This is a genomic window from Bacteroides sp. 14(A), from assembly GCF_000526555.1.
GTDB lineage: Bacteria > Bacteroidota > Bacteroidia > Bacteroidales > Bacteroidaceae > Bacteroides > Bacteroides cellulosilyticus.
This window is the reverse complement of sequence record NZ_JAGH01000005.1, coordinates 285,083-298,510: the sequence shown is the minus strand read 5'-3', so window position 1 is coordinate 298,510 and position 13,428 is coordinate 285,083. Positions and strand designations below refer to the sequence as shown.

The following is a 13,428-nucleotide window of genomic DNA, read 5'->3' as shown; positions in this document are numbered from 1 at the left end:
ATTACTTATTTATATAATTAAATATATCTTCTACAGTTTCCAGCTTATTAAAATCATCTTCATCAATAGCAGCATCATACTCTCTGTCCAACATCATGATTATTGACAAGTGGACTAAAGAGCTCCATTCTTCAATATCTCTAAAACGAGTCTCATAAGTTATTTTTCCAGGTTCTGTTTCTTCAAACTGTTCTGCAAATTTTACTATAAAATCATTCCTATCCATAATATGTTTATAAAAAAATTAATATATACTTTTATATTTTCAATACAATTCTACATTTATAATAATGTGCACCATCATATTACCAAGTCTACATTGACTTAAAAATCAGTATTTTTACCATTCATTATCATAACATTAGGTACACACATTGGCTTTGTCTTCATCCACATGGTTCCCCATGTTAATCCTAAGCCAAACGAAGACATTAGCAAGGTAGTCTCCTTCGATAATAATTGTCCTCGAAGTCGTGTCACCATTAATGAAGGAATCGAAGCGCCTCCCAAATTACCAAACTCTTCTAAATTATAAGGGACCTTTTCCTGAGGAAGTTTTAACTTCTTAACGATACGGTCAACAATCATCTTGTTAGCTTGATGTATTAGAAAATAATCAATATCTACATTACGATCAAGATTATAATCCGCAAGAAAGGATTCAATCGATTTAGGAGGACGGGATATGGCAAAAGAGAAGACATTCATTCCATTTATCAGAGTATGGATAGGAGCACGAACAATACCATTACCAAAATCTTCATATTCAAAAGATTCCGGTGTAGCCGGATAACGAAAACCACCGTGGGGAGTCATCAATGCTTCATATCCCTTACCATAAGTATGAAAATCAACAACAATATCATTAGCTGCCTCGTCATATTCCAAAGCTATTGCCGTACCACAGTCACCAAACAATGGTACGCGGCTCTTGTCCTTCATCGACCCCATACGTAATGCCGTATCACCAATAAGTAACAAAGCACGCTTCACATTACCAGTTGTCAACAAATTGCCAGCAACCGTTATTGCATACATGCATCCACAACATCCCATAGGGATATCCATACAGAAACAGTTCTCCGACAACGCTAATCTGTCTTGCAATATACAAGAAGTAGGCGGAGTACGATAATCACCTGTTACGGATTCAAACAGCAGAACATCAATACTATCCCTCTCCCATCCCAGTTCTTCAAGTAACTTCTCAGCGGCAGCTTGACACATATCCGAAGCACACATATTATCCGGAGCAATATGACGTCTTCTTATGCCGACTGTATTATCAAATACTTCCGCTTCTTCCTGAGAAAAGAAATCAAAATCAGATGTCTTCACCACATTCTCAGGAACAGCCATAGCCACTCCCTTCATGCCGACATTCTTAATTTTCCATCTTGCCATAGTGCAACCCGTTAGAGTTCAACATCATATTTTTTCAAGATTTCACGTCCCCTACCATAGGAAGTGAATTCCATAATATCTTCCGGATCGAACATCACATCAAAGGACTCTTCCAATAAAGCAATGATATTCAACTGGTGAACAGAGTCCCACGATTCTACATTCTCTTTCGAGAAATCATCACTCAGTACAGAACTCTCCACAGCAAACACTTCAACAAAAGCATCATTGTATTTTTCAATATTCGTCATTACATTCTCTATTTTTATAAATTCAACTTACTATATAATATCTTTCCGGCTTCATTCTTAGGAATACTATCTATTATTCTCACCTCAAAAGCCGACGCCACAAGTTTGGTCTTTTCTACCAATATTTCCTTTACCGCAGTCACATATTTATCATCAGTCAGATAGACAATCATCTTTTCATCTGTACCCACACAAGCACATTCTATCGGGCATTTACCTTTAATTATCTGTTCACACTCATCCAATCCGATACGCATTCCATACAGTTTTAAGAAGCGCCCCATACGGCCTACGATGTAATAACACCCGTCTTCATCCCGATAGGCAAGATCACCCGTACGCATAAAACCATTACGCTCATCACCCAACAGTAAATCCTCGCGTTTACGAGCATACCCCATCGTTACATTTTTGCCGCGATAACACATCTCACCCTCCATGTTTGGCAATTCTATTACAGAGCCATCACTGTCTATCAATGACAATTCTGCATTCGGAACCGCACGGCCTATACTGCCACACTTTGAAATCGCATATTCCGGTGGAAGATAAGCCATACGGGCAGTACCCTCTGACTGTCCATAAGTGGCAATCCAACGTTTCCCGTTATCACGACAGTATTCTGCAAATTTCAAATTCAACTGACGCGGCATTTTTCCGCCTCCTTGAGTAAGCAGTGTCAAATCAGGTAAGTCCATACGGAAAAAGCGCATCAGATTTAATATCTCAAAACTATAAGGAACACCTGTAAAACTGGTGGCATGCTGTTCTTTCATAAAATTCCAGAAAGCTTTGTCGGTCATACTTTGATTGGTTATCAATACAGTAGCTCCAACATAAAGATGACTGAATACCACTGATAGCCCCATAGTATAATATAATGGAAGAACAAGCAAAGGGCGATCATTAGAAGTCAGGCCAAAGAAAGTAGAGATATTTAAGGCCGCCGCTTCTATATTACCATATTTATGCCGTACCAACTTGGGACTACCCGTTGAGCCGGAAGTAGGTAAAAGATGAGATAGATCAGGATGCATCGCACAATCTCCCATTCCTGTACGCAAGAGGATATAGCCATAATATTCACACACCATTTCATAATGCAGATCAACTGCCATCAACGAGGGCACACAAACATAAGAAGGGCGGTAAATATCAAGTAGATTATGAAGAAGTTCCTTTTCAATATGTGCATTCAATATTAAAGGGACATTACCGGAATTGATACAACCTATACTCCAGGCTATACCTCCGACATTATTTTCTGTCAATAAGAATAATAAGGAACGACTGGGAAGAATGGTAGATATGCTCTCGGAAAAATCCAACAACTCACCATACTTCAAGGTATTCCCCAAAGCATCAACTGCAGCAAACGCATCCTGCGCCTGCTTATTTAAATTCAATATCATTTGGTTTATTTTATTCTAAATGGAAGCACAGCCATCAACTCCCAATATCTGACCTGAAATATAAGAAGAACGGTCTGAAGCAAGAAAAGCACAAGCATTAGCAACATCTTCAGGAGTTCCCAAGCGTCCTAAAGCAATCTTTTGAATACGAGTATCAATTTTTTCACCACTTTCCTCATAAAGTTCTGAAAAGCGTTCCGTTTTGACAATACCCGGTGCAACAGCATTCACACGAATCCCCAGAGGAGCCAATTCTTTAGCTGCAGATTTAGTAAAAGCCATGATTGCTCCTTTGGTTGCAGAGTAAGCAGACTGTCCCGGTGAACCTAGTACAGCCGTTACCGATGCTATGTTTACAATAGAGCCGCTGTGATTGCGAGCCATCAAACGAGAAACCAGCTGAATCATTTCAATTACAGCTATTACATTCACACGAAACATCAGTTCTGTTTCCGGACGCAATATCATACCGATTTTCTTATTAAATACCACACCCGCATTGTTAATCAGTGCATCAATACGTCCTTCTTGTTTGAATACGAACATAAAGGCTAATTTTACAGCTGTAGCATCCGTCACATCAAAATATAAAGGAAGCACACGGGTATTATTATCTTCTGAGCAAGCCTTCGCCCATTCATCCATAACTCCTTCAGCACGGTCGCAAGCATAAACTATTGCACCATCCGAAGCAAAACGTTCAGCTATAGATTTACCGATACCTTGTGCGGCACCGGTAACAATACATATCTTATTATATAAAAGCCTTTCCATACAAATTATTTCAGACTACGACCACCATCAATTACCAAGTTAGTACCAGTAACCCATGCAGAAGCATCGGAAAGCAAATAAATTATGGCAAAAGCCACTTCTTCCGGCTTGCCATAGCGTTTCATTGGATATTGTTCTATGTCTTTAATCACATCTTCCTCTGATAGCAAACGATTAGAAATCAAAGGAGTATTGATTCTTCCCGGCTGTACAGCATTACATCGAATCCCCTTCCCTGCCAATTCCAAGGCAGCATATTTCATATAAGTACTCAAAGCACTCTTTGAAGTTCCATAAATACCATTTGCAGGTGCCACATTATTATAACCAGAAATTGATGCAGTAAAGACCACTGAAGATGAATTTCTCAGTTTTTTTTTCTTCACCAGCAATTTCAATAACAGCATAGGAACAAAACAATTCATCTGAAATACTTCGTTTAGTACATCCAAAGAATAGAACTGCAATGGTAACATTTTCCCTATTCCCGCATTGCAAACAAAACCATCCAATACTGGTAATTGAGCCACCAATTTCTCACAGGATTCTTCTATTCTTAAATCAGCAACCAGCATTAAATGTTCTTTATTTGAATCAGATAGCAACTCTTTAGTTTCTTGCAAAGCATTCTCATTCCTACCTGTCAGAACTAAAGTTGCTCCCAACTTCGAACATTCAATAGCAGTAGCTCGTCCGATACCAGATGAAGCTCCTGTAACTAGTACAGTCTTCCCTTCTAAAGAAAAAGGATTATACATTACAAACGGGAAGATACCAAATTATACAAATCACCAATAGTTACCTGTTGTTTCATATCATCACCAGTAACTGTAACATCATATTCCTCATCAATCATTGTAATAATCAATAGAGCAACCAGCGACGTATAACCATCTAACTCGCGAAATCTAGTTGCAGAATTTAGTTGTTCTACATCCACATCATCAAATTGCTCAGCAAATTTTTCAATAAAGTCTACTAATTCCATTTTATTTTTTATTTATATTAATCTTTTAGCGGGATTCCCCATAACAGTAGTACCAGCTTTAACTCTGCGTATAACAAAACTACAAGCGCCAACATGAGCATTATCTTCTACAACAACTCCATGATTTAACACGGAAGAAGTATAAATATCCACCTCATTTCCAACAACCGTACCACCTACACAAGTGACATGTGTATCAATACGATTCCAATCACCCAAACGAACATCATGTCCCACTACTGTGTAAGATTGTATCATATTATAATCACCTATCACAGCATCAGCACCAATGCTTGTATAAGCACCGATAATATTTCCTTCACCCAATTTTACGTTAGAACCAATTCTAGCTGTATGATGGATTAAAGAAATAAAACGCCCCCCTCTATTAATAATTTCACTCATACATTTTTTACGGGCATTTCCACCTATAGAACAGACAAAAACATCATCGTTCTGTGGTATATAAGTGCTAATCTTGTCTATTACCGGAGGATAATTCTGAAAGTCATCCAATGCGGACAAGTTGTCATCAATAAAACCTTTAATGACAAATTCTGTTGCAAAGCCCAAACTTTCACGCGCCATATCATATAGAGTACGCCCCATACCACCGGCGGCAATGATAATCAATTGTTGCATGCCGTACTTCTATTTTCAATTACTTCATTAAATACAGTTACTAATTTATCCGCAATAACAGATGGAGAAAATCGTTCAAAGCAATCCTTAGATATATCTTGGCGATTATATCTATCAATATTACAATATATTTTCTTCATTGCTTCAGATAAAGACTCTACATCTTCGACAGGTATTAATATTCCATTCTTTACACAAACACATTCTTGTATTCCTCCACAAAGAGTTGCAATTACAGGAAGCCCTATTGCTAAAGCCTCTAAAACTGCAACTGAAAAATTCTCACTACGCGAAGGAAGAACGAACACAGAACTGCAACTTAAAATTTGGGCTATTTCTGTTTTGTTCTTTTGCCCAATCAAACGAACTTTTTCAGTAATACCCAGCATATCACTTAACTTCCACAAATTTTCTCGTTCTTCACCTTCACCTATTATCGTCAAATATGCATTATTCCTATTTTTACAAAATTCAGCAAATGCTTTTATTAATAAATCAAAACCCTTTCTATACACAAGACTTCCAGTTGAAACAAAATGAAAATCTGCATTTTGCTGTGGTAACAGAGTTTGCTGAAAAAAGATAGGATGTACCAAATTGTTAATTGTTGTACTTTGCTTATTAAAATGGTATAATATCCTTTGTTTTAGACTCTGTGATACTGTAATTATACCATCTGCATTAGAATAAGCATACGAACCCCAATAATGTGTATAAGCATCTAATTTATCTAAATTAAAACGAGCAGCGTGTTCTATGCCAACTAATGGAATATTATATTTCTTTTGCAAATATACTCCCATTACTGTATTAAAAAAGAACTGCCCATATATAATATCAGGTTTTCCATACTTCTCCTGAACAAGTTTATAAAGTAGCTTAATCTGTTTTTTTTTAAAGAAATAATTTAACCTACGGCTTATATAGTTAGTAACTATTCCTGGAATCCAAAAACTATTATAGTAATTAACACCATTTTTATAATAATGTGTTACCCCAATTTTCCGCATCCTCCATAAAAAACGACTATCAACACTAAGAACAACAACTTGGTGTCCACTATTACACAACGCCTCAGCTTGATCTTGTTCAAAGCATCCCCATTGTGGAAATTCTTTAGTAGGATATCCACGAGCGATCATCAATATATACATATTTTCAAAATTCTTTAATTATAGATTGATATTGCCTCCACAAACCACAATTATGCAATTGCTGAAAATCATGATCAGCATTATCATTTCCTTCAATCAATAAAAAGCGGCCACCATCTTGTATAACAACATCCCAACCTATATATCGAACAGTCGGAATATGCTTTGCTGCACGATGAACAAAAGATTTACACTCTTCCCAATATGGTATTTGAAAACCTATGATCTGTTTACCTGTGATAGGATGTGTTAAATAAACATTATTATGTACATCATAACCAATTGTATCTATGATTCCTGTCTCTATATTTATATTTGCACCAATTCCATCAAAATGAAAATTATCAACACTATTTTTTTTATTTCCCATTCGTAAACGGGCATTCATTATATGAACTTCATTATTTTTCGTATCATAAACCGTTACTATACGTATTGTATTGATTGACCAAGGATGAAAATCTGCTAATTCACGTATTTGAGTGATTTGTTCTTCTGCTATATAATGAGAATTTACATCTGAGACCAATTCATCATACAAATCTTTTACATTCAATTTCTTAGTTTCTATTTTACGAGTACCAATACCTCTATATCCATTAATTTCTTTAATAAAAATAACAGAGTGTTTATGACAAAATGAAACAAACTGAATCTCACTTGCATTATTTATATCAATCCAATCACGACCTAGAAAGTCTTTAAATAAAGTATTAAATTTATTTTTTTCTCGGCACAAACACCTATCGGAAATTTTATTACATTTATTTTGTATGGTATGATATCGTCTATACGTTATATATTCTTTTCGTCCATTATATCTAAGTTTATAAAAGCCATAAGCAAAATAATCACTAATAGAAGCTCCCTGAATTATAAAAGCAAAAACATAATCTACTATATAAAAAAGTTTTCGAATAAAAGAGATTTTAGTTCCAACATAAATTGATCTCATTTCACGAAATCGTACACTTATTTTTTTCAATTTCATAATATTAATTACTCTATAATTATTTCTTTTAGTACATCCAAATATCCATGGCCATATCTTAAATCCGGCTCCACATAATTTCCTTCTGCCCATTCGTTCCAGGACATTAAAAAAGAAATTTTGTGCTCATCTGTCTTCTCTGATAATAAATCCAATACATGTTTCAACTGTTCACGAAATACTTCAGGCGTACTATTCGTATAAACTCTCGCTTTTACTCCACTTCGTGGAGTTCTATCCCAATTAGGCATTAAGGTAGGAAATACATTTTCCCATTTATCCTCTTTAACATACAGATACTCATTTATTCTTTTCTGCTCACATTTTGAAACTGGAGTATGTTTAAACAAACGCATATTAATGCCGCGCCACAAAACATCCTTCAATGACCTACAATAGTAATCAGCTCGATGATAACCTCTTGAATTAACAGCATCGTACCCAGCATTAAGTACAGACTTATAATACAAAGCAGATTTATCTGGAGCATTTTTCAAAAGAATATTTTTCAATGTTTGATCTTCTGGCAACATATTATAAGAAATACCTACAAAATAAATCCCCTCAAGCCCATGCTCTTTGGCCAGTTTTTGCCATAAATCAATAAACTCGTTAGGCCTAGGAATTTCTAAAGGTCTAAAAACTAAAAATAAAGGTTTACCATCTACTTGAATATATCGTTTGTCTCTAAAAGCTGGCAACACTTCATTAAAATGCTTTATATATTCTTCCCTATTATAAATCATTTCCATCAAAATAGATTCTTCAACACGTTTTGTACCAGCTTCCCAAGACTTATTAGTCCAAGCATGGTTTGCCCAACCTAAACAAAAAGGAAAATCTGGTCTACCACTAGACAATACTTCCGTAAAAGGTCTTTCTAATATTCTTTTTCCATTACCAAACCAATAATGCCAATAACAAAAGCCTTCTATACCTGCCTCACGAGCCATATTTGCTTGCGCCTCCCTAACTTCAGGCATACGTAAATCGTAGTATCCCAAATCAGCAGGAACGCGAGGCTGATAATGCCCTTTAAACAAAGGTTGAGCTTTTCCCACATTTGTCCATTCTGTAAATCCTTTTCCCCACCATTTATCATTTTCTGGAACTGGATGAAATTGAGGAAGATAAAAGGCTATAACACGAGCTTTCTTTTTTGACATATCTAACACAATTTTAGTATCGTCTTATAAAAAGACATTATTTGTTTTACGTTCTGATCGACAGAATAATTTAGTATTACGTTCTGAGCAGCTTTTATCATAGGAAGAAAATCTTCAAATGGAGTATTACATACGTATTTTATTTGATTCACCAATTCTTGTTGACATTCAAAACGCAATCCTATTTCCTGTCCCGTCTTCTGAAATCCATTATCGAATTGTTCTTTTAGACCAGCTTCATTACGTCCTATCACAATACATCCATTAAGCATTGCCTCTACAACAATAAAACCAAAACCTTCAAAAAAACTAGGAACAAGTAAAGCTTTAGCATTACTCATCAGTTCATAAATATCTGTACGAAAACCTAACAATTTAATTCTAGATTTGAAAGGCGATTTTTCAACTGCATCTATAAATGTTTTTTTTCCCTCACCTGCAAACCACAACTCTACATTCAAATCCCACTTTGCTATCTCCTCAAAAGCAGATAAAGCGCAGAAAGCCCCTTTTCCTTTTATTAATGCTCCAACAAACAACAAATAGTTACATTTATTCATACGGATTTTTATTTCATCTGTATCCATAAAAACTCCATCATATATAACTATATCCTTATTTTGTTTCAATTTAAAATAATGAAAGACTCCCTTTGTTATGGCTATCACATGGTTGTTAGAATTAGACAAATGCTTTTTTAGACCATCAATTCCCCCCAAAGCTCTATAACCAAAATCCAACTTCTGATATTCACGAATATGCCAAACATGAGGAATAGATAGTCGTGCTGCTACTTTAGCACCAAAATGAATCACTCCAGTATTAGAATGAACAATATCCATCCGATTACTTTTCAAAAAAAGATATAATTTTCTTTCTGCTAATTTATTATATATTAAAATACGGAGCAAGCGCGGAACAAAAAGTACTATATCTCGCAATGTAACATTTAAGCGAGGATATATTGCATTATAAAAAGGAATAACCAAAAATGAAATTCCCATCTTTTTTAAAGTTATGGTAAGTGTACCTTCTGATGGGACAAATACATATGGCACTACTTTATATCTTAGAACTCCTTGTACCATATTAAGAAGCGCAAAACCAGCACCTTGCATTTCTGCACTATGAGCTATATATAGAACCTTCATTTATTTACGAACATAAAATTGCTTTAAACTCGAAAAACTAAACAGATAAGGAATTATTAGATTATACCACAAAGGAGTGCCACCTTTCCAAAATATCAAGACATTAAGTAATAATAAAAATAAAGTCAAAAAGACAGGAGTTCCTGCCGGTATCAATGAAACATAAAATATAATTATCAACAATAGCCCTATTAACCCATTTTGATATATATAAACTCTATAACCAGCATTTCCTCCTTCATAACGATTTGGGTTATATTCGGTCCCAAACCAAATTTTATTTGAATCCATGAACCTTTCAAAGTCCTGCTTAAATCCATGACTAACTCTATTATTGCCAACCATTTCTCCATCTTCAAACGACAACCTTTCAAATATATACTTATTAAAAAAATTATCCCCTTGCTCATAATTAAGTGCTATTAAAACCACAATCATAGAAATAAAGAGCAAAATAAAGGTATATAAAACAAAATGTTTACTTGATAATAGCAACTTAACATATAAGCCAAAAATAAATAGTACATATGCCGCTAACGAAAAAGATATTATTACCGTTAATAATAAAATCAGATTATACCACTTCCTAAAATTATAATTTTGAGAAATCAATAATACTGTACTCGCTACACCAATATGAGCTGGCTCCAAAAAATACCCAGAAAATCTCCACTTATCAGCAACTATAGTCTTCAAGTCTACTAAAAAGAAATAATAGTTATAGTATTCATATTGTCCTTCGTTATAGTCAACAACATTTGGAGAAAAATTAAAGCCTAAGAAAAAAAGAATAAGTCCAAAGATAGAAACAAGAGATATACATGCTAATAATTTAGCTATAAATTGCAAAGAAACGATTCGACAAGCATCTCTAGAAAATATTATAAAGCCAAAAACACATATATTTAAAATAGAAAATATAATGGTTAATATCGTTACATCACTTTTAATCAGAAGAAGATAAATATGCAATATAACAAGAATAAAAAAGGAAAGCAAACGCTTTTCATTTATCAAATACAATTCCTTTCTATGAAACAAAGTAAAAAGAAATAAAACTACTGATAGAATAACGGAATAATTACCTAAAGACCATAAAAACCAAGGGTTCATTGAATATATAAAACTAGTGAACAATGCCACTTTAAATATTCCAATCCCTTTATTGTTTGCACTAAATATTCTCATCAATAATACTTCTCAAATAATTACCAGACTGTCTTCTACGTTCATATAACAATTTATTAGCTTCACCAAAACTATCAAAACTATCATCAAAATATATATCAGAGTCTATTCTAAATCTATTTTCCAAACCAAACTCTTTTAAAACTAATAATATTCTATCATTATCATTCTTAGAATCTTTTGAATCTCTTTTGGTAAAGCTATAAAATGGAATATTCAGATTTATACAAAAAATAGACCCATGGAAAGAATCTGTACAAACAAACGAAGCATTCATAATTAGAGAAATAAATTCTCCCGGACCTACTCCAGATAAGTAGTTTTCTTTCTCAAGATAGCATGGGCGTGTCAATATATAATACACTGGAAGTTTCTCTACTTTACCCAATTTTTCAGCAAATGATGATATGGATTTTTTCTCACCTAAAATGTAACATAAGATATATTTTGAAGGCATATCTGCCATAGGTTTGCAAACTTTTTCCCATTCTGTACGATCTAATAATAAGGTAGGGTCAACAACTGGTGTAACTTCTTTCTGTATCAAATTAGAAATTTTCACTGCTATTTCTTTTTCACGGCAAGAGATTTTATTAAATTGTTTTAATGATATCCGAATGTTTTTTAGATAATTCAAACTCAACTCTGTAGTACCAAAACTTGGAGCATATGAGTATTTCTTTTTGGACTCTGAAATAAAATTTAGAAAAAAATAATCAAAAATTTCCTTCCTTTGATTTCTATAAGGACTCCAGGTTTGGTCGCTACCAACAATGAATTTAGAATAACTATCAGATATAGTATGAATACTTTTTTCTGTAAAAATGCATTTTGTATGAGGAATATATTCTTCGTACCATTTGTTAAAAGCATCAACAGTGGTTCTAAATTCATCTGTTTTAAAAAATGAGAAATCATCCTGACTTCCTTTTCTCCTCACCACCCTGTCATACAAATTCTTTGGATGAAATAGATATCGATTCAAACATTGCAACAAATGTCTTTTTAAAGAAGGAGCAGAAGACTGATAAGTTATATACTCAGAATCTACTCCCTGCATTTTCAGTGCACGATATAACGCATAAGCTTGGAGCATTGTACCATAATTTAATTCATTATGATAAGATATTAATGCTATTCTATTTACCATTACTAAAACATTTACAACATTTGTCCACTGCAGTTTTCATTCTCTTCTTCAATTCTAATACTATAATACATTTAAATATCAAAAAGCGAATAGATTTTGTTACCTCTAAATTCTTATAAAAATATTCTCTATTATAATGAGGTTTGGAAGAACTCGTCAACGGCTTGTGTAAACCATATGGTTCAACATATTCATAAGGAACTGGAACAGAGTAAAAATTTTCTTTCATATTAAAAAATAAAGTTTTACCCTTGACTGTATTTATCAACACAATTGAACATCCCTTTTCAAACTGAGCTATCGAATAGTATTTTTCACACCCCCAAAAGTCGCCTATAGTAAAATCACTTCCACTCGTGTAATTTCTAGCTGGACAATCCGAACATGAAGGACGAGTATATAAATCTTCTAGAAAACCTCGCATATATAAATTTTGTTTTTTCCCCTCATGTAACAGTATTCTATCATCACTATTAACTTTGATACTATAATTTTTCCACCCATTTGATTTATCTCTAAACTGTACATTAGTAACAGAATTATAACGACTAATTTCAGCCAAATAATATCTCCACACTTTAGGGCTTGGAACACTATGACATATAATATCTACAGTAATCAAATTTTCATATTTTTTTAACAAGAAGTGATTCAAGCCAGATACTTGACAAGGTGTCCCTATAAACAATACATATTTGCCTTTCTTCAAATAATCCTTCACATGGCTATATACATCTCCTATTTTACTTTGCACATATTTAGAACCACGAAATTTAACAGAATCCTCAACATTATCAGCACAACTATGAAAAACCTCCCAATTCTCATCAAAACAGGCTCCACATACAATTCCTTTTTTTTCTAAAATATATTTAGACATCTCATATAAAATACCACCTGAAGAACTTCTTTCTTGTATATATTCATTATAGGTATAACACGCATATGAGTCCAATACAGTTGAAGATGAAAAACGATTCAGGACAGGACATACCTTTTCGCATAGCCTACAATTAATACATTTTTGAAGTTCAATCTTAGGATACAAAAAGCCCTCATAATCTTCTTCCATAATAATACATTTCTGAGGACATATTTGTACACAAGCATTACATCCACAACAATTTACCTTATTATAAATATTTATCATGAAAAAA

General features: G+C 33.9%; 15 protein-coding genes. All 15 read right to left on the bottom strand.

The window, feature by feature from the left end; all coding sequences use genetic code 11:
• Position 1: 1 nt before the first annotated feature.
• The 15 genes from K429_RS0123990 to K429_RS0123920 all read right to left on the bottom strand — a co-directional run bounded on the left by K429_RS0123990 (position 2) and on the right by K429_RS0123920 (position 13,421).
• Positions 2-226: an acyl carrier protein gene (locus K429_RS0123990; protein ID WP_029328360.1), complete on the bottom strand. Its 225-nt coding sequence runs from the start codon at positions 224-226 to the stop codon at positions 2-4.
• A 98-nt stretch (positions 227-324) separates the two neighbouring features.
• Complete coding sequence (locus K429_RS0123985) at positions 325-1,404, bottom strand: 3-oxoacyl-ACP synthase III family protein (RefSeq protein ID WP_029328359.1); 1,080 nt, start codon at positions 1,402-1,404, stop codon at positions 325-327.
• 11 nt (positions 1,405-1,415) lie between these two features.
• Positions 1,416-1,655 carry an acyl carrier protein gene (locus K429_RS0123980; RefSeq protein ID WP_029328358.1) on the bottom strand — a complete coding sequence of 80 codons (240 nt, stop codon included), beginning with the start codon at positions 1,653-1,655 and terminating at the stop codon, positions 1,416-1,418.
• 14 nt (positions 1,656-1,669) lie between these two features.
• On the bottom strand, positions 1,670-3,067 hold the full coding sequence (locus K429_RS0123975; RefSeq protein ID WP_007217981.1) for an AMP-binding protein: 1,398 nt from the start codon (positions 3,065-3,067) through the stop codon (positions 1,670-1,672).
• Between the two features lie 15 nt (positions 3,068-3,082).
• The gene (locus K429_RS0123970; RefSeq protein ID WP_029328357.1) at positions 3,083-3,841 is read right to left on the bottom strand and encodes an SDR family NAD(P)-dependent oxidoreductase; all 759 of its coding nucleotides are present in this window, start codon (positions 3,839-3,841) and stop codon (positions 3,083-3,085) included.
• Positions 3,842-3,846: 5 nt separating this feature from the next.
• The gene (locus K429_RS0123965) at positions 3,847-4,599 is read right to left on the bottom strand and encodes an SDR family NAD(P)-dependent oxidoreductase (RefSeq protein ID WP_007217979.1); all 753 of its coding nucleotides are present in this window, start codon (positions 4,597-4,599) and stop codon (positions 3,847-3,849) included.
• The gene (locus K429_RS0123960; RefSeq protein ID WP_007217978.1) at positions 4,599-4,829 is read right to left on the bottom strand and encodes an acyl carrier protein; all 231 of its coding nucleotides are present in this window, start codon (positions 4,827-4,829) and stop codon (positions 4,599-4,601) included. The genes K429_RS0123965 and K429_RS0123960 overlap by 1 nt, the downstream gene beginning before the upstream one ends.
• Before the next feature lie 12 nt (positions 4,830-4,841).
• Positions 4,842-5,471: an acetyltransferase gene (locus tag K429_RS0123955; RefSeq protein WP_029328356.1), complete on the bottom strand. Its 630-nt coding sequence runs from the start codon at positions 5,469-5,471 to the stop codon at positions 4,842-4,844.
• Positions 5,459-6,625, bottom strand: a complete 1,167-nt coding sequence (locus K429_RS0123950) for a glycosyltransferase family 4 protein (RefSeq protein WP_029328355.1) — start codon at positions 6,623-6,625, stop codon at positions 5,459-5,461. The genes K429_RS0123955 and K429_RS0123950 overlap by 13 nt, the downstream gene beginning before the upstream one ends.
• A 4-nt stretch (positions 6,626-6,629) precedes the next feature.
• Positions 6,630-7,616 carry a sugar-transfer associated ATP-grasp domain-containing protein gene (locus K429_RS0123945; RefSeq protein ID WP_029328354.1) on the bottom strand — a complete coding sequence of 329 codons (987 nt, stop codon included), beginning with the start codon at positions 7,614-7,616 and terminating at the stop codon, positions 6,630-6,632.
• An 8-nt stretch (positions 7,617-7,624) separates the two neighbouring features.
• Positions 7,625-8,782 (bottom strand): glycoside hydrolase family 99-like domain-containing protein, encoded by a 1,158-nt coding sequence (locus K429_RS0123940; RefSeq protein ID WP_029328353.1) that lies wholly within the window; start codon positions 8,780-8,782, stop codon positions 7,625-7,627.
• 2 nt (positions 8,783-8,784) lie between these two features.
• Positions 8,785-9,933, bottom strand: coding sequence for a glycosyltransferase (locus K429_RS0123935; protein ID WP_029328352.1), 1,149 nt, complete (start codon positions 9,931-9,933; stop codon positions 8,785-8,787).
• Complete coding sequence (locus K429_RS0123930; RefSeq protein ID WP_029328351.1) at positions 9,934-11,121, bottom strand: hypothetical protein; 1,188 nt, start codon at positions 11,119-11,121, stop codon at positions 9,934-9,936. It abuts the gene before it with no gap.
• Positions 11,108-12,271 carry a polysaccharide pyruvyl transferase family protein gene (locus tag K429_RS0123925; protein WP_029328349.1) on the bottom strand — a complete coding sequence of 388 codons (1,164 nt, stop codon included), beginning with the start codon at positions 12,269-12,271 and terminating at the stop codon, positions 11,108-11,110. Before K429_RS0123925 ends, K429_RS0123930 begins: the two co-directional genes overlap by 14 nt.
• On the bottom strand, positions 12,261-13,421 hold the full coding sequence (locus tag K429_RS0123920; protein WP_029328348.1) for a Coenzyme F420 hydrogenase/dehydrogenase, beta subunit C-terminal domain: 1,161 nt from the start codon (positions 13,419-13,421) through the stop codon (positions 12,261-12,263). Before K429_RS0123920 ends, K429_RS0123925 begins: the two co-directional genes overlap by 11 nt.
• Positions 13,422-13,428 lie beyond the last annotated feature (7 nt).